Source organism: Galenea microaerophila, from assembly GCF_054657255.1.
This window is the reverse complement of sequence record NZ_BAAHWZ010000001.1, coordinates 279,823-300,727: the sequence shown is the minus strand read 5'-3', so window position 1 is coordinate 300,727 and position 20,905 is coordinate 279,823. Positions and strand designations below refer to the sequence as shown.

Here is a 20,905-nt window from a genome sequence, read left to right as displayed (position 1 = left end):
ACCTCTCTTCTGATTCGAATCTACCAACCTTTTTTTGGCGATTTAGAAGCGCTGAGAAAACGGCGTGTCATTCGTGTGTTAACCACCTATAGCCGGACAAACTACTTTATCACGCATAAAGGGTTCCGAGGCATTGAATATGAGCTACTGAAAGCTTATGAGCACTATCTCAATCGAGGTCCGCGCAAAGAGCGCTATCAAACCCAGCTGATTTTTTTACCTAACCCTTTTAAAGAAATCATCCCCAAACTCCGTTTAGGCTATGGGGACATTGCCGCAGCTGGACTGACGGTGACGCCTGAACGCAAAGCGCTGATTGACTTTACCGATCCCTATATCACCGACATCAATGAAATCCTGATCAGCCATCAAGGGGCTGAACCGATTCAAAGAATGGAAGACCTTTCTGGAAAAACCTTAGTGGTCGTTGCCAATAGCAGCTACATAATCCATCTGATCAAAATCAACCAAACCCTTGGAAAACTGGGACTGCCGCCGATGGAAATTCGCCAAGCGCCAGGACTCATCGGCATTGAAGATTTATTAGAAATGGTCAATGATAGCATTATTGACTATACAGTAGCAGACAGCCATATTGCGCAACTTTGGCAAACCAAATTCACGCATCTTCAGCTTCAATCTAAAATGATCTTTCATCACAATGGTAAAATCGCTTGGGGCCTTCGTCACAACACCCCCGAATTAAAGCGCTCTTTAAATCATTTTATCCACACTCAGGCAAAACCCGGAAAACTGCTCGGCAACAGCTTGTTTAAAAAATATTTTAAGGATGATTACTGGATCCAGCAGCCTAACTACTCCTTACTCAAGCGCATTCCCTGCTTAATATACTATTTTCAAATTTATGGGGATCTATATGACATTGATTGGACGCTGATCGCGGCTCAAGCCTATCAAGAATCTCGCTTCAACAATAAAAAAGTCAGTCCTAAAGGCGCGATGGGGATTATGCAAATCAAGCCGGAAACGGCTCGACACAAACCGATCAACATCCATCATATCAAAAAACTCGAAAACAATATTGAAGCGGGTGTGAAATATTTGGCTTACTTGCGGGATCATTACTTTTCCGATCCAAAACTTTACACACCAGAAGATCAAATCAACTTTGCCTTAGCTGCTTACAATGCCGGCATTACGAAAATCCGCTACTATCAACGCTTGGCCAAAAAACGGGGGTTAAATCCTTATAAATGGTTCTACAATGTGGAACTCATTGCCCGACAAAAAATTGGCCTGGAAACCGTCAATTATGTCGCCAATATTCGCAAATTTCAGATTGCGCTGCAAATGTCTCGTAGCATTGAAATGAAAAAAGCTTTGGCCAAAATGAAACGTACGTCTATCCCTGATGAAAAAAGCGCTGACTACGCTTCAGGCCTATAAACCTTAAGGTTGTTGAATCCTTGATCAATCAAATACTGTGCATGCAATTGACTCATCACCCCTTTTTCACAGTAAAGTAGATATTGTTTATCCTGATCCAACTGTTTAAATTTTTGGTTTAGCTCATAAAAAGGGATCTCGATGGTTTCAGACGCTAAGTCCAAAGGGGATTGCGCTTTTTCCGATTCCGAACGAATATCAATCACCACCTCATCCGTTACTTGATTGACAATCGGAACGGCCGCTTTTTGATTAATCTCTGTGATAATTTGATCTACCGGAACCACAGAGCGGTTCGCCACCGCCTCTTCCAGCACTGAAAAATCAAACCGCGCTTCCTCTCGTGGCAAACGTTTAAAAGAGCCATGGGTCACCGGGTTTTTAGAGATCACGCCGCAATACTCCGGCATATTTTCCGCAAAATGGCGTGTACCGATCTCCTCTGCAATCTGAATAATCTCATTTTTATTCATTGTCACCAGCGGACGTAATACCAGCTTGGAAGTCGCCTCATCTATTAAAGCCAAATTGCGTAAGGTTTGACTGGAGACCTGAGCGACACTCTCTCCGGTCACTAAAGCATCAATCCCCATTTCATCCGCGACTTGTTCTGCCGCCTTAAGCATTAAACGCTTGAGCATCACCCCCAAGTAACTCTCATGAATGCTGTTAAACATCTCTGCAATCACTTTTTCAAAAGGAAGGGTAATAAACTGTACCCGGTGTGAAGCTGCATATTGACGCCACAGATAAAACGCCACCTGCTTTACCCCAATCTCATGCGCATCACCGCCTAAGTTAAAGAAAATAAAATGAGTTTTCATACCGCGTTTAATCGTCAAAAAGCTCGCCACCGTTGAATCAAAACCGCCGGACATCAGTGACAGCACATCTCCTTGCATCCCTAAAGGGAACCCCCCCAATCCAGGATAACGATCAGTAACAATATACAGCTGCTGATGGGTCACCTCCAACTGCACAACCACCTCCGCATGTTTAATATCCACGCCTTTGGGATTGCCAGCTCGATAAAGGGCTGCTCCCACAAAACGCTCCAACTCATTAGAGGTAAAATCATGCTCACCTGAACGCTTAACACGCACCACAAAGGTTTTATCTTCAATGCGCTCCACCATCTGTTGCACCACAATCTCTGCAATCTCTTCTTGAGTGGTAAAAGGAAATTCCAACACCTCTAACACCTGATCCACACCGGGGGTCTGCCGCAACACTTTTGCAACGGGGGCGTGAAAAGAGGCGTCACACTGGACTTCAATCTTATCCCAGAAGCGCTTGACCTCAATCTGCTCATCCACTCGATTGAGTAAAGTGCGCAAGTTATGATGCAATTGGGCCACCATTTTTTTCTTAACCGCATTGCCCTTGACCATAATTTCTGGGAATAACTTAACCACAAATTTCATTTTTATCCTTTTCCAAGCGTTTGTTGTGGGGCTCATTTTAACGGATTAGACTTTTTTCCGCTGTAATACTTGGTTAAGGCTTTCTCTGCGTGTTATCATTCCAAAAGAAATTTTATTTTAACTAACAGAGACCTTTGCATGAGGAGATTCTACGGCTAAAAATGGCTAAAATTTTTAGTTCGCATCCCACTCATGCAAAGGTCTCTAACAAAATGAGAGTACGCTTATGAAAAGATTGCATGATGTCTTAGTCAGAGATGAAGTTCCTTTTGATCTTCAACAAGTGATTAACCATACTTTAGTCGCCTGTAAAGATATATCCCATAAACTTGGGCAAGGGGAATTGGCAGGAATCCTAGGTTCCACTGAAGCAGAAAATGTGCAAGGTGAAACCCAAAAACAGTTGGATGTCATCTCAAATGAACTTTTGAAAAAGATCCTGACCGAAGACAAAAATGTACGTGGTATTGGTTCTGAAGAAGAAGATTACACCGTTGCTGGATTTGAAGATGGTAAATATCTAGTCACTTTTGATCCATTAGATGGTTCATCCAATATCGATGTCAACCTTTCTGTCGGAACCATCTTCTCAATCCTAGAAGCCAAAGAACCCGGTTCTGGAGATAATCAAGCGTTATTCTTGCAAACTGGACGCAATCAAGTCGCTGCAGGTTATGTTCTCTACGGACCTTCTACGATTTTAGTTTTGACCACCGGTAAAGGGGTCAACTTCTTTACGCTTGATCGCCACATTGGTGAATACATTCTGACTAAAGAACAGGTTAAAATTCCAGAAGAAACCTCTGAATTTGCCATCAATATGTCAAACCGACGCTTCTGGGAACCTGAAGTACGTCAATATATCGATGACTGCCTACTTGGAGAAGAAGGTCCTCTAGGCAAGCGTTACAATATGCGTTGGGTTGCCTCTATGGTGGCTGAAGTTCACCGTATTTTAGTGCGTGGAGGCATCTTTATGTACCCATGGGATAGTCGCGAACCTGAACGCGCTGGTAAACTTCGTCTCATGTATGAAGGTAACCCGATGGCGATGATTGTTGAACAAGCCGGTGGTTTGGCCACAAATGGTCGTGAGCACATTTTAGATGTTGAGCCTAAAGGCATTCATGACCGCGTACCGGTTGTGCTTGGTTCTAAAAAAGAAGTGGCCACAATGATGGCCTACTATGAAAACTAATCACTTACACAATTAACATCAATAAACGCCCGCCCTCAGCGGGTGTTTTTCATTATAAATTTAAATTTGAGGAAAATAACCATGGGATATAACGCTGTACCTGCAGGTAAAGAAGTACCCAATGATGTCAATGTCATTATTGAAATCCCCGCTTTTGCACCCCCAATTAAATATGAAGTCGATAAAGAGACCGATCTTATCTGGGTAGACCGTCTTCAAGGCGCAACCATGTCTTATCCAGCCAACTATGGCTATATTAACCAGACACTTTCCGATGATGGAGACCCTGTCGACGTCTTAGTTGTAACCCCTCATCCTTTATTAACTGGCTCTGTTATTCGCTGCCGTCCAATTGGCATTTTCTATATGGAAGATGATGGCGGTAAAGATGCAAAAGTGATCGCTGTACCGGTTGATAAATTAACGCCCATCTATAAAAACATTGAAAAAGTGGAAGATATTCCTCTATTGAAAGAACAAATTGAACTTTTCTTCAGCCACTACAAAGATATTGAACCCGGTAAGTGGGTGAAAGTTGAAGGCTGGGGCGATGCGGATGCAGCACGAGAAGAAATTTTAAATGGTGTAAAAGCCTACCAAAAATAAGCAGAGCTCATTATTGAGCCCAAAAAAGAAGCACAGCACTCGCTGTGCTTTTTTATGGCGGCATAAAATCTATGAGAGCTTTGCATGAGATGGTTCTACGGCTCAAAATGGCTAAAATTCCCCTAATCGTCATTGGAAAACTTGGCAATAGCTGGCTATTGACTGCATTTCCCGTCTAGATATGGAAAATTTTTCCTCATTTTTAGCTCGCATCCCACTCATGCAAAGGTCTCTGCTATAATACACCTCATTTATTTTTATAGAGACCCAATGATGTCGATGGAAAAAAGAGATAAGAAGCTTCGTAGTCGAGTGAAATTATTAGGCAATATTCTTGGAGAAGTCATAGAATCTCAAGCAGGAAAAGAGATTTACGATGGCGTGGAGAAGTTGAGAAAAGGTTATATCAAACTGCGTAAAGAAGAAGACCCACAACTCCGACAAGAACTCCTTCAATATATTGAGTCCCTTAACGCTGATGAACTGACCCTGATTATCCGTGCTTTTAATCTCTATTTCAGCTTAGTCAACCTGGCCGAAGAAGAGCATCAACATCACGAACGTCAAAGTCAACTCCGATCAGATGGCCCTCTGTGGACCGGCTCTGTGCTAGATACCATTAAAGAATTCAAAAAAGAAGGGCTTTCTGCTGAACAGGTTGAAACCCTATTACAAAAACTCAACTATATCCCCGTTTTCACCGCACACCCGACAGAATCCAAGCGCCGTGCAGTAATGGAAAACTTGCGTCGTATTTTCTTGACGCTGGATGAACTGAATGAAGCAGAAGCCTATAATAACCCTTATTCTCAAGAGGTTATTCTGAAGAAACTGCGCTATCAAATTCAAGTGCTATGGAAAACGGATGAAGTCCGTCGCCAAAAACCGACGGTCGAAGACGAGATCCGCAATGGGATCTACTATTTCCGTCAATCCCTATTCAAAGCAGTGCCCACCGTCTATCGCTATATGGAACGCGCTTTAGCGCGCCATTACCCTGAAGCTGAGATTGAAACGCCAAACTTCTTTACTTTTGGCTCCTGGATTGGCGGCGACCGAGATGGCAACCCATTTGTCACCCATGACACCACGGTTCATGCGCTCTATCTTCAATCTCGCGCAGTGCTTTATGAATATCAAAAGCGTATTTTTGAACTCTCCAGCATTCTCACCCACTCACGTCATTTATGTGACATCAAACAAGAGTTGATCAATAAGGTCACCATTGTCGATGCAGACCTACTGGAAAAAGTGTTCCATAAACGCTCTGAGCGATTTAAAGATGAACCCTACCGTCGTTTTTTATATCTCATCCATGGCCGTTTACAGCAAAACATTAACTACATAGAAGCTCAGCTCTATGACAACCCCATTGAAAAAAGCCGTTTTGCTTATCAATCTGAAGATGAACTTAAAGCTGACTTACAGCTAATCTACGATTCACTCTGCGGCCATGGGGATAAAAATGTGGCCGATGCAGATCTCAAAGACTTACTCAAGCTGGTGGAAACTTTTGGTTTTTATCTCATGCGCTTAGACATTCGTCAAGAATCCACTGTACACACCGATGCTGTAGCGGATTTATTACGCCATATTAATATTGATTACCATGCACTGAATGAACAAGAGCGCTTAGAATTACTCTCACAACACATCTCCAGCGCCACCATTATCGATACTCAGCATCTCGCACTGGATAAAATGACACGAGAAGTGCTGGAAGTATTTAATGTCATTCGCGAAATGCGCAAAGAGATTAGCCCTAAAGCCTTCAATAACTATGTCATCTCGATGACACACCAGGCGAGCCATATTTTAGAAGTGCTCTTCTTAGCGCATCAAACCGGTTTGGCAGGCTACAATGCTGGAGAACCCTACTGCGACATCAGTGTCTCTCCCCTATTTGAAACCATTGAAGATTTAGAACATATTGTTCCTGTTACCACTGCGCTATTTGATAACCCAACCTATCATGCCCTATTAAAATCTGCGGGCAACTTACAAGAAATTATGCTGGGTTATTCTGACTCTGCTAAGGATGGGGGTAACCTCTCTTCAGCTTGGAGCCTCTATCAAGCACAAGAAAACATTATGAAACTGGCCGATGATTATGGCATTGAAGTGCGCCTCTTCCATGGTCGTGGTGGAACCGTCGGTCGTGGGGGCGGTCCTACCCACTTTGCCATTCTTTCTCAACCCACCGGCACTGTACGCGGTTCCATTAAATTTACCGAACAAGGTGAGGTGCTCTCTTATAAATATAGCAATGCTGAAACAGCTGCTTACGAACTCTCTTTGGGCGTGACCGGTTTAATGAAAGCCAGCCTATGCTTAATTAAAGAGGTGCCTAAGGACAAAGAAGAATACCTAGAAACCATGAAAGTGTTGGCCAAAGATGGTGAATATGAATACCGTCGCTTGACCGACCACACACCTGGATTCTTTGATTTCTTCTATCAAGCAACCCCTGTGACCGAGATTGGTTTGCTCAATATTGGTTCTCGTCCTTCTCATCGCAAAGTGGGCAACCTCTCAAAATCCTCAATTCGTGCCATCCCTTGGGTGTTTGGCTGGGCACAAGCACGTCTCACCTTCCCCGCTTGGTACGGGACAGGTTATGCACTGCAAAAATGGATTGAAGCGCACAGTGATGAAGCCTTAAAAGAGATGTACCAAAACTGGCCCTTCTTCCGCGCCTTAATCAGCAACATACAGATGGCTCTCTATAAAACCGACCTAAAAATTGGCCATAGCTATGCCCAATTGGCCAAAAATAAAGAGGTCGCCGAAAAGATTTACAATATGATTGCGACTGAATACCATCGCACGGTGGATGGCAGCTTAGAAATAAGCGGTAATGAGTATCTGATGCAAGATACACCGACTTTAGCCCTATCGCTTTCTCGACGCAATCCATATTTGGAGCCTTTAAACAATATCCAGATTGTCTTACTCAAGCGCTACAAAAATAGCGATCTGCCTGAAGAAGAGCGCGAAAAATGGTTACCGCCCCTTCTCAATAGCATTAATGCAATTGCGGCTGGGATGCGTAATACAGGCTAAAAGCGCGAGTTAACCTATGACTGCCCGATTTGTGGCAGTCATAAAAAAAGCGTATAATAAGTGCCCTATTGATTTACAGAGACCTTTGCATGAGTGGGATGCGAGCTAAAAATGAGAAAAAATTTTCCATATCTAGGCGGAAAATGCAGGGAATAGCCAGCTATTGCCAAATTTTCCAACGACGATAGGGGAAATTTTAGCCATTTTTAGCCGTAGAACCATCTCGTGCAAAGGTCTCTTTTAGTACCAGGAAAAGCTGCTTATGCAAATCACTCTTCTCAAATCAAAATTACATCGTGTCACGACAACGCATTCAGAACTCGACTATGAAGGTTCTTGTGCAATCGATGGACACCTGCTGGACACGGCTGGCATTCGTGAGTACGAACAGATTCACATTTATAATATCAATAATGGTGAACGTTTCACCACCTATGCGATTCGTGCCGAAGATCACAGCGGCATTATTTCTGTTAATGGCGCAGCAGCACATAAAGCGAATCCTGGTGATCTACTGATTATCGCTACCTATGCCAGTATGGATGAAAAAGAGGCGGAAAACTTCAAGCCGACGCTGCTCTACTTTAATGCACAAAACCAAATTACGCATACACGCAACACCATTGCTACGCAACTGAAAGAAGTCAGCTAATCAATATTAATCAAAATATTATCTAACAACCGCGTCTTTCCAAGACGCGCTACCGCGAGCAAAACGGCGCCTTGAGTAAGCGATTCACAGGGTTCTAAGGTTTTTGCATCTAATAGCTGAAGATAATCAACCTGATCAAAACCGGCTGTTAATAAAGCTTGCTGTGCAGCTTGCAGCTGCTTTTCGATCATGTCTTCGTCAAAAGATTTCAATCCCTTTAAACGCGCGCTTAAGGCTTGCAAAGTTTGATACAGCTTCGGCGCGATGGCTCTCTGCTCCGGTGTTAAATATTGATTACGCGAACTTAAGGCCAAGCCATCTGCTGCTCTTGCAATCGGCGCCCTGATCAATTGGATGGGAAAACTTAAATCGGACACCATCTTCTCAATCACTAAATACTGTTGGAAATCTTTCTGTCCAAACACGGCTAAATCTGGCTGCACAATATGAAACAGCTTGGCCACCACAGTGGTCACGCCATCAAAATGCCCTGGGCGTAGCGCCCCCTCTAATCGATTGGCCAAGCTCGGTGCGGCACAAACACGCGTTTGCAAATCACCTTCGGGATACATCTCTTGCACACTCGGGGCAAACAGTGCATCACAACCGATTTGCTGCAGCTTTTCCGCATCCGCATCGAGCGTTCGCGGATATTGGTCAAAATCTTCATTAGGTCCGAACTGCAAAGGATTCACAAACACACTGGCCACTATTTTATCGGCCTGCTGTTTTGCCCTTTCCACTAAACTGAGATGCCCCTCATGCAAATTCCCCATGGTCGGTACAAATCCGACCTTAGCCCCCTGTTTTTTCCAGGCCAAAACCTGCTGCTGCAACGGTAAAATCTCCGAAAAGTGTAGCATAACGCCTAAACCTCGTATTCAGGACTGGGAAATTTGACATCTTTCACAGCAGAAACATAGGCTTGCAGCGCGTCTTGAATAGAATTAGCTTCAGCAAGGAAATTTTTACTGAATTTGGGCGCTTTGCCCACCGTCAACCCCAACATATCTGTCAAGACTAAGACTTGTCCATCGGTTTGCGCACCAGAACCAATGCCAATAACGGGAATGCTGAGCGCTTCTGTAATTTTAGCGGCTAAAGCCGATGGCACGCACTCCAACACCAACATCTCTGCGCCTGCAGCTTCAACCGCCAACGCTTGCTCCAATAAAATTTGTGCAGACGCTTCATCTCGTCCAGTGACTCTATAACCATTTTTTAATACCGATTGCGGCAGAAGTCCCAAATGACCACAAACAGGCACCCCTAGATCAGATAGTGCCACAATCATTGGCAGCACACGCTCCGCGCCTTCAAGTTTGACCATATTTGCGCCGCCCTCTTTCAACAAACGGCTGGCACTTTGCAGCAGTGTGGGTAAATCTGCATCTGACATAAAAGGGAGATCGGCGATACACCAAGCATGACTATTGCCTCTTTGCACCATCTGCGTGTGATAAACCATCTCGTCGACAGTCACCGGTAGCGTGGTGCAATGCCCCTGCACCACCATCCCTAAGGAGTCACCGACTAAAATCACTTCACATCCCGCTTCGGCAACCCAGTGCGCTAGGGTGGCATCATAGGCAGTTAAACAGGCAATCTTTTCGCCCTTTTGTTTCATCTTTTGCAGTTGTGACAGTGAGATCATCCCTACTTCCTTATTCCGAAAATTCGACAAAGCGTTCTGTGAGCTGTTCAAGCCATCCGGTAATGGGTTGCCGTTTACCTGAAGAATCACTCAATTCTATCGTCGGCGCCAGTTCTTGCAAAGGTAAGAGGACAAAATCTCGCTGAGTCATCATCGGATGGGGCAGTTGAAGATGAGGTAAATTCAGCGACTGTTCTTTAAACCCGGCTGGCGTTTCATCCCCGTACAGTAAAAGATCTAAATCAATGCAACGCTCTCCCCAATGGCGCTTTTTGACCTTACCCAGCTGCTGCTCTATTTCCTGCAAATAGAGTAGCAATGCTTCAGGTGAACGTTGTGTTTCAATTTTCGCCACCGCATTCACATAGTCCGGCTGATCTTGCGGACCTTGTGGTTTTGACACATAAAAAGTAGACACTGCTCTTAACTGCGTTGTCTCAGAATCCAATAATGCTAAGCTCTGTTGCAGTTTTTTGACCGGCTCCTCTAAATTACTGCCCAAGCCGATATAGGCGGTTTTGTGCGTTAACTCAAGCGTCACGATTCGCTGTTCTGCGCTGATTGTTGGGCCTTACGACGATAGAAGTTGCGGTTTTTTCTTGGCTTGCGCCGTTTACGCGACTTGGTATTCGTCACTTCATTGGCAAAAGCGACCTGATCCAACGGTTCTAAAGTTTGATAATGGGTCCACCAATCAAAAAGCGCCTTAACCGATTCATCCCCCGCAGCGACACGAATCCCCAAAAAGTCATAAGCTGCACGAAAACGCGGATGCTCACGCAACCGATGGGCGCGTTCCCCCCGACGATTATGCAAACGATGTTGTAAGTTCCAAATCTCTTTAATCTGTCCTTGGAAACGCTTAGGAATCGCTGTGGCAATATTCTGTTTCTCTAGCACCTCATTCGCCGCCGCATAAAAAGCATCTTGCGGAGTGACGCCCTCCTCCTGCAGAAGGGCTTGCCGCATCAACATTGGCTGATAAAGCATGGCGGTAAACAAAAAGGCGGGATTTACCGGTTTCCCTTCTTTAATACGCACATCGGTGCTTTTTAACGCTTCCAATACAATTTTTTCCGTCACCGCCTCGTTTGCTTCACCCGATTTTTCCGCTTCGATCAACGCCGCCGTTAAAGGGAAAAGATAGGGAAACAGACCATAGGTTTGTAGCTGATGATAAATCTTCACCGCCACCCCACTATGAAAAAGTTTCAACACCTCTTCAAACATGCGAGCATGTGACACTTCTTGCAGCAAAGGGGCCAATTTTGCAATCGGTGCCTTGGTCTCTTCCTCAATTTCAAAATCTAATTTCGCTGAAAAACGGATGGCGCGAATCATGCGCACCGGATCTTCTCGATAACGCTGCTCAGGCTCTCCAATCAAACAGATCAACCGCGCTTGAATATCTGCCACACCGCCGACATAATCGACAATCGAGAAATTCCGAATATTGTAGTAAAGGGCATTAATGGTAAAATCTCGACGCCAAACGTCTTCATCAATAGTGCCATAGACATTATCCCGAATCAGGCGCCCATGCTCATCTACCTCTCGTCCCTCAATGGAACGGTTTTTTTTGCGGCGCGCAAAGGGCAGTTTTAACTTTTCATCCTGCTTCGTATTGGCTTCAGCTTGGCCTCTGAAAGTGGCGACCTCGATAATCTCCCGTCCAAAGCGAACATGCGCCAATCGAAAGCGGCGTCCAATTAAACGACAGCGCGCTTTGAAGATTTTTTTAACCTCTTCCGGTCTCGCATCGGTCACCACATCAAAATCTTTAGGAGAGATACCAAGGAGTAAATCGCGAATGGCGCCACCGACCAGATACGCTTCATAGCCTCCGCGCTTCAAACCATATAAGACATCTAAAGCACTCTTATCGATCTCTTTGCGGGAAATGCCGTGTTCCCGTCTGGGAATAATCATAGGGGTATGGTGTTGGGATTCTGAACCGGATTCTGCCAGCTCTAAATTTTCATTCTGGCCGGTTCGTTTGGAAAAAAGAGACGTGACCTTTCGAATTATTCGCTGCATAGATACATTAGGTTGTTAAAATAGAGGGATATTTTAACCGCTTTTTCTCTAAAGAACAGCTACACTGATGAAAATAAACCGCAAAACCGCTATTCGTTCGCCTCTTCTGTCTCGTAGTTTGGTCTTTTTCCAGTTTTTATTGGCTACACTTTTGATGCTATTTATGGATTGGCAACGTTTAACGCTCGCAACGCTCCTCTTTATGGTAGCCGCTATTGGCTTAGGGCTCTGGGGGGTATGGACTATGAGAAAGGTTGGCTTTAATGTGATCCCTGATCCGCACGAAGCGTGTCAGCTAGTGGATCATGGACCTTATCGCTGGATTCGGCACCCGATGTACACCTCCATCTTACTCTTTTTTTGGCCTATGGTTTACACACAACCGCTCACCTCTATTGTCTGGCTCTTAATGCTGTTGTTAACAGTCAATATGCTGCTTAAATTACACTATGAAGAACGGCTATTGGTCGACAAAATCCCCTGTTATCGAGACTATCAACAGCGCACAGCCAAAATCGTGCCATTTATTTTCTAAGCGTAAAATGCGAAAATAGGCGCCAACTTAAACGAAATGAGACTTCCCATGAGCAAACCGATTCTTTTTAGCGGCATTCAACCTTCTGGCGATCTAATGATTGGCAACTATATTGGTTCCATTAAAAATTGGGTCACCATGCAAGATGACTATGAGTGCCTCTTCTCTTTAGTCAATATGCACGCCATTACCGTCGAGCAAGACCCAGCAGAACTTGCCCGCCGTAGCTTGGATTTTGTCGCCCTCTATTTGGCGGCAGGCATTGACCCTGAAAAAAGCACCGTCTTTATCCAATCTCATGTCCCCCAACATGCAGAACTGCAATGGGTGCTCAATTGCGGCACCTATATGGGGGAACTCAGTCGAATGACGCAATTTAAAGATAAATCACAAAAACATGCACAGAATATTAATGTTGGCCTATTCGATTACCCAGTCTTAATGGCGGCCGATATCCTGCTTTATCAAACAGAAATGGTACCGGTGGGCGCTGATCAAAAGCAGCATTTAGAGCTGACGCGAGATTTGGCCAATCGCTATAACAATAAATATGGCTTTGAACTGTTTAAAGTGCCTGAGCCCTATATTCCCCCTGCTACATCCGGCGGACGGATTATGAGTTTACAAGACCCAACCAGCAAAATGTCTAAATCAGACAGCAATAAAAATAACTTTATCGGCCTACTGGATGATCGCAAAACCATTATCAAAAAATTCAAAAAAGCGACCACCGACTCCGGCAGTGACATTATTTATGATGTAGAAAACAAACCCGGCGTCTCAAACTTAATCACCCTATATTCGGTCATCAGCGGCTTAAGCATTCCTGAAGTGGAAAAACACTTTGCAGGCAAAATGTATGGTCACCTGAAAGTGGAATTGGGAGAATTGGTCGCCGATTATCTTGAACCGATGCAACAGCGCTATGCCGAAATCCGGCAAGATGAAGCTAAACTGAAACAGATTCTACACCAAGGTGCGGAAAAAGCACGTGCACAAGCCGAGCAAACACTGCGTAAGGTGCATGAAACCATCGGTTTTGTTTTACCTTAATAAGAGAGACCTCTGCACGAGATGGTTCTACGGCTAAAAATGGCTAAAATTTCCCAAATCGTCGTTGGAAAACTTGGCAATAGCTGGCTATTGCCTGCGTTTCCCGCCTAGATATGGAAAATTTTTTCTCATTTTTAGCTCGCATCCCACTCATACAAAGGTCTCTAAAATCCCCAACCGAAACAACTCCGGTTGGGGACGCTAGTTTTGATTCATAGCGATTGATCCGTCGCCCGCTTAATGCAACGGCTTTCCAGAATTCTGATTTTGCGTCGCATATTTTTGTTCCAGCAACTTGGAAATCAGTTCAATCACATGGTGACTCCCCTCTTCTGCTTTTTGCATTGCTTGAAGAATACTTTGTAAAACTTCCTCATTATACATCCAATCTTGCTGTGTTAGTTCAATCGCCTTGTGCACCTCTTGATGAACTTGAGCATGCCAAGGCGCTATCTCTCTATAAGCCGGCAGATGTGAGAACGCCTCTTTTCCTTGACCCTGCTCATACCATTTCCCTAAACGGCAGCTATGCTCATCCACCTTCACCGCTTCAGCTTCCTCTCCTTTTCCTTCTTTCTCTACAGCCACATAACCTTTCTGCATATAGAGGAGATGATCTAATTTCACTAAAGAGGCAAATAACTGATCACTATTTTTTTGTAAAATTTGTAGCATCTTTTCTGAGCTCTCTGCCACCTCTTTAAACTGCTCACTAAATCCTTGAATCTTGCCACTAATTTCATCAGCTTGATGACCGACGACTTCACTTTCATGAGACATTGCCGAAATGCTATTTCTCAACTCCGCCACCACTTTATTAATTTCAGAGGTACTGTCCGATGTGCGCTCTGCTAATTTTCTTACCTCATCTGCCACCACAGCAAATCCACGGCCATGCTCACCCGCGCGTGCCGCTTCAATCGAAGCATTCAGTGCCAATAGGTTGGTTTGATCCGCAATTTCTGAAATGACCGAAAGCGTTTGATCAATCGATTCACTGGCCTTATCCAATTCTGACGCCCGTTTCGCCAACTCACCCATCTGACTATTCATCTGCGTTAGCACCTTGACCATCGTTCCCACAGTATTTAAACTGTTAAGTGCTTGATCCTTATTATGATCGGCAAAGTCCAACACTTCATTTAACCCGCCTGAAACCGTCACTAAATCACTCTGATTTTTTTGCAGATTACTCAATAAAGACGCTGAATTTAAGGTGTGCAACTCACTCATTAGACGATTTTTAATTGAAAATTCATGCGCACTCTGCATAGTACGAAGTGCCGCATTAATACTTTTCAATGAACGTTTAAATTCTCCAGGCATCCCCGTCAACAAAGCTTTCCGATTAAAATCTCCATTGGATGCATTTTCAAAGCATGTTGAGACATCTTTAAAATAGCTCTCAATAATATCTAGCAAATCATTTAAATCCCAAATAATTTTCCCCACTTCGCCTAACCCCTGGGTTGAGGTCACCCGAAAACTGGTGTTGCCTTGAATCGCTTCATGAATGGAGTAGTGCAATTTATCGAAGACTTCTAAAGGCTTATAACAAAGTCTCGCAAAATAAATCACCATAGGAACCACTAAAATCATACCCGCTAAGGTGGCGTAATTGATCCCATTTAGATAAAAACTGATCAGACCGGTAATCCAAAAGAGTGCTATAAAAGTCGCCATCATGATCTTTACTTGGGTTTTTAAAAAGGGGACGTGACTACTAATATGGTGTGGTTGCATGACTTATGCCTCCTCCTGTGGATTATTTTGGATATAGATTTCCAAGATAAAATCTCGATAAGATTTATTTTTCTCTTTGACCAGTTGCTCTAAATAAGCGACTGAGGCAGTGGCACCTTCAGCAGGGGATTTCCCCTTTTCAATCTCCCGCATTTTGGCATAAATAGGCTCAATCACCTGTAATGCGCCTCTTGGCGCGGCACGGCGTACTGAATAATAACCGATAGGCTTTCCATCTTTTTGATCAATCGTCACATTGGCCAATACCCAATAAAAACCGCCATTTTTCGTTCTATTTTTAACAAAACCAAACCATTCATGACCCGACTTCAGGGTGTCCCATAAATGCCGAAAAGCCCCGCGCGGCATATCGGGATGACGAATCATGTTATGCGGTTTCCCTAATAAATCCAAGGTTGAAAAATCAGAAACCTTCATAAAGGTACGATTTACATGAGTGATTGTACCTTGTAAATCGGTCTTAGACACAATAAACTCATTTTCACTAAAAGTGACCTCCTGGCCACTCGACATGCTCGACATGATTTTAACTCCCTGTGATCACTTCATTTAATCTAGAAATATAGGAAATTTTAAGCAATTAATGTACCACCTATATAGTTAGTAGCTATAAAAAAACCGCAAATTATTGCGGTTTTTTAAGGATCTATCTCATTCTGTTCTCATTTATTACATTAAGGTGAAACTAGTGATTCCTGACGGAAAACCACTTGATCTTGCTCGATATCCAATAAGATCTCACCACCATTTTTTAAATCACCAAACAATAGCGTCTCTGCTAAAGGTTGTTTCACCTTTTCTTGGATCAGACGTTTCATTGGGCGCGCGCCCATCTTTGGATCATAGCCTTTTTGCGCCAGCCACTGTTTTGCCTGATCGCTCACTCGAAGCGTCACCTTTTTCTCAAGCAGCTGTTGCTCTAAACCATAGATAAATTTATCCACCACCTTCATCATCACTTCTTCTTTTAGCGGCGCAAATTGAATCACCGCATCCAATCGATTGCGGAATTCCGGGGTAAAGACTTTTTTCAACTCAGCCACAAAGTCCGTGGAGTGATCTTGCTCCGTAAAGCCAATACTGGTTCGGTTCATCTGCTCTGACCCCACATTGGAGGTCATAATCAACATCACATTACGAAAATCGGCTTTGCGGCCATTATTATCGGTCAAGCTGCCATTATCCATGACCTGCAACAGGATATTAAACACATCTGGATGCGCCTTCTCAATTTCATCCAATAACACGATTGCATGAGGATTTTTGATCACCGCTTCGGTCAAGAGTCCGCCTTGATCAAAGCCAACATAGCCAGGAGGCGCCCCGATCAAACGCGAAACCGTATGTCGTTCCATATATTCCGACATATCAAAGCGAATCAGCTCAATGCCTAAATGCTTTGCCAACTGCTGGGTTAATTCCGTTTTCCCCACACCTGTTGGTCCAGCAAACAGAAAACTGCCAATCGGCTTATTGGGCTCATTTAACCCTGAGCGCGCCAATTTGATCGCGGCAACGACTTGATGCACCGCTTCATCTTGGCCAAAGACCACACGCTTGAGGCTCTCTTCCAAATTTTGCAACTTATCCCGCTCTTTTTGTGTAATTTGCGAAACGGGAATGCGGGCAATATTGGCGACAATCTGCTGAATCTCAGCCACGCCGATTTGCTTACGTTTTTTGCTAGGTGTTTTTAGCGCCTCTTTAGCGCCCGCTTCATCAATTACATCAATCGCCTTATCCGGCAGTTGGCGATCATTGATATAGCGGTCTGCCAGTTCCGCCGCCATTTTTAAAGCCGGCAAGGTATATTTAATCTGATGGTGTTGCTCAAACTGTGATTTCAGACCTTTTAAGATCTCAAAAGTTTCATGCACTGAGGGTTCCTTAACTTCCACCTTTTGGAAACGACGCGCCAAAGCACGATCTTTTTCAAAGATGCCGCGATACTCTTCATAAGTGGTCGCCCCAATACAGCGTAACTGACCATTGGCCAGGGCGGGTTTCATTAAGTTTGAGGCATCCATCGCCCCCCCTTGCACGGAACCAGCCCCAATAATGGTATGAATTTCATCAATAAAAAGAATGGCTTTAGGCGCTTGCTCTAAAGCCTGCAGCAGCGCTTTAAAGCGTTTTTCAAAATCTCCACGATAACGCGTACCTGCCAATAAAGCGCCCATATCTAAACTATAGACGACCGCTTCTTGTAAGGCTTCTGGCACTTGTTGGTGCACGATTTTATAGGCCAAACCTTCTGCCACGGCGGTTTTTCCGACCCCCGGCTCACCCACCAACAGCGGATTATTTTTCCGTCGACGCGATAAAATCTCCAATGTCCGATTTAACTCCCAAGTGCGACCAATAATCGGATCGATTTTACCTTCTTCGACCATTTGATTAAGATTCAGGGTATATTTGGCTAATGGCGTTTCTTCTTGCGCATCCTCCCCTTCTTGTTCCGCTGTTTGTATCGTCTCATCAAAAGCGCCACTGTCATCTGCGGTCACGCCATGAGAGAGATAACTGAGCACATCAATGCGCTCAACGCCGTTTTTCTCTAAAATATAAACCGCATGTGAATCCTGCTCCGCAAACAGCGAAGCCAACACATGCACCCCTTCCACTTCAGCATACCCATTCGATTGCACCATATAGAGGGCGCGTTCGATTACTCGCTGAAAACTCAGCGTCGGTTGCAGCTCTCCGTCTGGTGGAGACACCTGCTCGGTTTCTAAATAGTTTTCTAATTGACTTTCAATTAAACTCGGCTCTCCCCCGCAAGCTTGAATCACTTCTCGTACTGAAGGTAGCGCCAATAACTCTAGCAACAAGTGTTCAGTGGTCACAAATTCATGTTCATACTCATGCGCTAAACTAAAGGCATTACTCAAGGTCATTTGCAGTTCTTTGCTTAACATTAGGCGACCTCCATTTGACACATTAGAGGGTGCTGATGTTCACGCGCATAGCGATTCACTTGCAACACTTTCATTTCAGCGACTTCTCGACTGTAGACGCCACAAACCCCTTTTCCTTGATTGTGTACGGCCCACATCACAGTGGTGGCTTGTTCTTCACTCATTCTAAAAAAACGCATCAGTACCTCAATTACAAAATCCATTGGGGTAAAGTCATCATTGAGCAGAACCACTTGATAGCGTTTTGGGGGCTTAACTTTGGCGCGCTCTTTTTCCAACAATAAGTTGCCATCGTCGCCCCCAATCTCTTGCCATTGTGCCATGCAAACCTCTTAAGCATTGATGATCTGATTAAAGGTCTCACTGGGACGCATCACCGCATCGACTTTGCTCGCATCTGGATGATAATAGCCTCCCAGATCGACAGCTTGTCCTTGAACGCGATTCAGTTCTTCAACAATCTGCGTTTCATTTTCTGCTAGCTGTTCAGCCATAGGCTTAAACTGAGCCGCTAATTCAGCATCCTCTGTTTGCTTGGCCAAAGCTTGCGCCCAATAAAGCGCTAAGTAGAAATGACTGCCGCGATTATCCAGTTCGCCCGTTTTACGCGAAGGCGATTTTTCATTATTTAATAATTGCGTCGTCGCCTCTGTCAACGTATCGGCCAACAGTTGCGCTTTTGCATTCTTATGCACTTTTGCTTCATGTTCCAATGACACCGCCAAGGCTAAAAACTCGCCCAAAGAGTCCCAGCGCAAGTGGTTTTCTGTTAGTAGCTGCTCGACATGTTTGGGTGCAGAACCGCCCGCACCGGTTTCAAACAGTCCGCCGCCATTCATTAAAGGCACAATCGACAACATTTTCGCACTGGTCCCTAACTCTAAAATGGGAAACAAATCGGTGAGATAATCACGCAAGACATTACCCGTCACAGAAATGGTATCTTTGCCCTCTTTCGCGCGTTGCAATGCATGATTGGTGGCATCGACTGGCGATAAGATTAAAATCTCTAAGCCCTCTGTATCCAGCTGTTCTAAGGTTTCTTCCACTTTCAGTTTCAACTGCTGATCGTGTGCGCGATCAGGATCTAACCAAAATACTGCTGGCTGACCCGTTGCCCGCGCACGCTCTACCGCCAACTCAACCCAATTGCGAATCGGCGCATCTTTGGTTTGACACATACGGAAAATATCCCCTGCTTCAACCGCTTGTGATAACAGCGTTTGTCCCGCTTTATCCACCACTTTAACGGTCCCTTCTGCAGGCATTTCAAACGTTTTGTCATGCGAACCATACTCTTCCGCTTTTTGCGCCATTAAACCGACATTGGAAACACTGCCCATAGTAGAGGGATCAAAAGCTCCATTGGCTTTACAAAAATCAATTGTGGCTTGATAGACACCCGCATATGAGCGGTCGGGAATCATTGCTTTCGTATCTTGGCGTTGACCGGCCTTATTCCACATTTTGCCCGAATCACGAATCATTGCTGGCATGGACGCATCGACAATCACGCTGTTTGGAAAATGCAAATTGGTAATGCCTTTATCGGAATCCACCATTGCCAAATCTGGATTGTGCGCATAACAAGCTTCAATTTCTGCACGAATTTCTGCTTGTGTCTCTTCTGGCAAGCCGGCGATTTTGGCTTCTACATCACTGAACCCATTGTTCGGATTAATGCCCAACTCAGTAAACAGATCCCCAAATTTCTCAAACAGAGGCTGAAAATAGGTTTTGACGGCATGGCCAAAAATAATCGGATCGGACACTTTCATCATGGTCGCTTTAAGGTGAAGAGAGAATAACACCTCCTCAGATTTAGCATCCTCCAACTCTTTTTGATAAAACTCGGTGAGGGCTTTTTTCGACATCACCGCCGCATCAATCACTTCTCCAGCTTGCAAAGGGGCGTAATCTTTAAGCACCTGCTCACCTTCAGCGGTTTGCAAAATAATTTGATATTCTGTCTCATCTGGCACGGTGACCGATTTTTCAGTGCCATAAAAATCCCCCTGCTTCATTGAGGCCACATGGGTTTTAGAGCTCATTGACCAAGCCCCCATTTTATGGGGATGCGCTTTTGCATAAGCTTTCACCGGTGGCGCCACACGGCGGTCAGAGTTCCCTTCTCGTAATACCGGGTTGACAGCAGAACCCAACACTTTCGCATAACGCGCTTGAATCGCTTTCTCATCTTCTGTTTGCGGATTGGCGGGATAATCGGGCACCGCATAGCCTTGAGATTGCAGCTCTGAAATCGCTGCTTGCAGCTGAGGCACTGACGCACTGATATTGGGTAACTTAATAATGTTGGCTTCGGGTTGTTTCACCATTTCCCCAAGCTGAGCCAACGCATCCTCGACGCGCTGTTCTTCTGTCAAGTAATCCGGAAAATTGGCCAAAATCCGCGCGGCTAAAGAGATATCCTTGAGCGCCATCTCGATTCCGCCTGCGGCCACAAACTTTTTAATCACAGGTAAAAGAGAATGCGTCGCCAACATAGGGGCTTCATCGGTATAGGTATAGACAATTTTTGACATTTTCAGTTCCTCAAAATTAAATACGCTAAAATTAGCAACATTATAGCAGAT

The 20,905-nt window shown here is 44.6% G+C and carries 17 protein-coding genes; 7 read left to right on the top strand and 10 right to left on the bottom strand.

What is annotated here, in order from left to right:
* Nucleotides 1–75 precede the first annotated feature (75 nt).
* Nucleotides 76–1,407, top strand: coding sequence for an MltF family protein (locus ACYQ05_RS01455; protein ID WP_459817677.1), 1,332 nt, complete (start codon nucleotides 76–78; stop codon nucleotides 1,405–1,407).
* Here ACYQ05_RS01455 and thiI read toward each other — a convergent pair.
* Nucleotides 1,389–2,831 (bottom strand): tRNA uracil 4-sulfurtransferase ThiI, encoded by a 1,443-nt coding sequence (thiI, locus tag ACYQ05_RS01450; protein WP_459817676.1) that lies wholly within the window; start codon nucleotides 2,829–2,831, stop codon nucleotides 1,389–1,391. The two genes, ACYQ05_RS01455 and thiI, sit on opposite strands and share 19 nt — an antisense overlap.
* Before the next feature lie 226 nt (nucleotides 2,832–3,057).
* On the opposite strand from thiI, the gene ACYQ05_RS01445 reads away from it, so the two are divergent.
* The 4 genes from ACYQ05_RS01445 (at nucleotide 3,058) to panD (ending at nucleotide 8,350) form a co-directional block, all read left to right on the top strand.
* On the top strand, nucleotides 3,058–4,029 hold the full coding sequence (locus ACYQ05_RS01445) for a class 1 fructose-bisphosphatase (RefSeq protein ID WP_459817675.1): 972 nt from the start codon (nucleotides 3,058–3,060) through the stop codon (nucleotides 4,027–4,029).
* A gap of 81 nt (nucleotides 4,030–4,110) precedes the next feature.
* Entirely contained in the window at nucleotides 4,111–4,635 is a 525-nt protein-coding gene (ppa, locus tag ACYQ05_RS01440) for an inorganic diphosphatase (RefSeq protein WP_459817674.1), read from the top strand.
* A 273-nt stretch (nucleotides 4,636–4,908) separates the two neighbouring features.
* Nucleotides 4,909–7,698, top strand: a complete 2,790-nt coding sequence (gene ppc / locus ACYQ05_RS01435; protein WP_459819021.1) for a phosphoenolpyruvate carboxylase — start codon at nucleotides 4,909–4,911, stop codon at nucleotides 7,696–7,698.
* Nucleotides 7,699–7,960: 262 nt separating this feature from the next.
* Nucleotides 7,961–8,350, top strand: coding sequence for an aspartate 1-decarboxylase (panD, locus tag ACYQ05_RS01430; RefSeq protein WP_459817673.1), 390 nt, complete (start codon nucleotides 7,961–7,963; stop codon nucleotides 8,348–8,350).
* Here panD and panC read toward each other — a convergent pair.
* The 4 genes from panC to pcnB are packed head-to-tail and all read right to left on the bottom strand — an operon-like array spanning nucleotide 8,347 to nucleotide 12,041.
* The gene (gene panC / locus ACYQ05_RS01425) at nucleotides 8,347–9,213 is read right to left on the bottom strand and encodes a pantoate--beta-alanine ligase (protein WP_459817672.1); all 867 of its coding nucleotides are present in this window, start codon (nucleotides 9,211–9,213) and stop codon (nucleotides 8,347–8,349) included. The genes panD and panC overlap by 4 nt on opposite strands.
* A gap of 5 nt (nucleotides 9,214–9,218) precedes the next feature.
* Nucleotides 9,219–10,004 carry a 3-methyl-2-oxobutanoate hydroxymethyltransferase gene (panB, locus tag ACYQ05_RS01420; RefSeq protein WP_459817671.1) on the bottom strand — a complete coding sequence of 262 codons (786 nt, stop codon included), beginning with the start codon at nucleotides 10,002–10,004 and terminating at the stop codon, nucleotides 9,219–9,221.
* 10 nt (nucleotides 10,005–10,014) lie between these two features.
* Nucleotides 10,015–10,545, bottom strand: coding sequence for a 2-amino-4-hydroxy-6-hydroxymethyldihydropteridine diphosphokinase (folK, locus tag ACYQ05_RS01415; protein WP_459817670.1), 531 nt, complete (start codon nucleotides 10,543–10,545; stop codon nucleotides 10,015–10,017).
* Nucleotides 10,542–12,041 carry a polynucleotide adenylyltransferase PcnB gene (pcnB, locus tag ACYQ05_RS01410; RefSeq protein WP_459817669.1) on the bottom strand — a complete coding sequence of 500 codons (1,500 nt, stop codon included), beginning with the start codon at nucleotides 12,039–12,041 and terminating at the stop codon, nucleotides 10,542–10,544. The genes folK and pcnB overlap by 4 nt, the downstream gene beginning before the upstream one ends.
* 67 nt (nucleotides 12,042–12,108) lie before the next feature.
* Here pcnB and ACYQ05_RS01405 point away from each other — a divergent pair, with 67 nt between their 5' ends.
* Nucleotides 12,109–12,576, top strand: coding sequence for a methyltransferase family protein (locus ACYQ05_RS01405; protein ID WP_459817668.1), 468 nt, complete (start codon nucleotides 12,109–12,111; stop codon nucleotides 12,574–12,576).
* Nucleotides 12,577–12,624: 48 nt separating this feature from the next.
* The gene (gene trpS, locus ACYQ05_RS01400) at nucleotides 12,625–13,629 is read left to right on the top strand and encodes a tryptophan--tRNA ligase (protein WP_459817667.1); all 1,005 of its coding nucleotides are present in this window, start codon (nucleotides 12,625–12,627) and stop codon (nucleotides 13,627–13,629) included.
* Nucleotides 13,630–13,866: 237 nt separating this feature from the next.
* Here trpS and ACYQ05_RS01395 read toward each other — a convergent pair whose 3' ends face one another.
* The 5 genes from ACYQ05_RS01395 to ACYQ05_RS01375 all read right to left on the bottom strand — a co-directional run bounded on the left by ACYQ05_RS01395 (nucleotide 13,867) and on the right by ACYQ05_RS01375 (nucleotide 20,854).
* Nucleotides 13,867–15,372 (bottom strand): methyl-accepting chemotaxis protein, encoded by a 1,506-nt coding sequence (locus tag ACYQ05_RS01395; RefSeq protein ID WP_459817666.1) that lies wholly within the window; start codon nucleotides 15,370–15,372, stop codon nucleotides 13,867–13,869.
* Nucleotides 15,373–15,375: 3 nt separating this feature from the next.
* A complete protein-coding gene (locus ACYQ05_RS01390; protein ID WP_459817665.1) occupies nucleotides 15,376–15,915 on the bottom strand; it encodes a PAS domain-containing protein in 540 nt (179 codons plus the stop codon).
* Nucleotides 15,916–16,067: 152 nt separating this feature from the next.
* Complete coding sequence (gene clpA / locus ACYQ05_RS01385) at nucleotides 16,068–18,311, bottom strand: ATP-dependent Clp protease ATP-binding subunit ClpA (RefSeq protein WP_459817664.1); 2,244 nt, start codon at nucleotides 18,309–18,311, stop codon at nucleotides 16,068–16,070.
* Nucleotides 18,311–18,634, bottom strand: coding sequence for an ATP-dependent Clp protease adapter ClpS (gene clpS, locus ACYQ05_RS01380; protein WP_459817663.1), 324 nt, complete (start codon nucleotides 18,632–18,634; stop codon nucleotides 18,311–18,313). The genes clpA and clpS overlap by 1 nt, the downstream gene beginning before the upstream one ends.
* A gap of 9 nt (nucleotides 18,635–18,643) precedes the next feature.
* Nucleotides 18,644–20,854 (bottom strand): NADP-dependent isocitrate dehydrogenase, encoded by a 2,211-nt coding sequence (locus ACYQ05_RS01375; RefSeq protein WP_459817662.1) that lies wholly within the window; start codon nucleotides 20,852–20,854, stop codon nucleotides 18,644–18,646.
* Nucleotides 20,855–20,905: the final 51 nt, after the last annotated feature.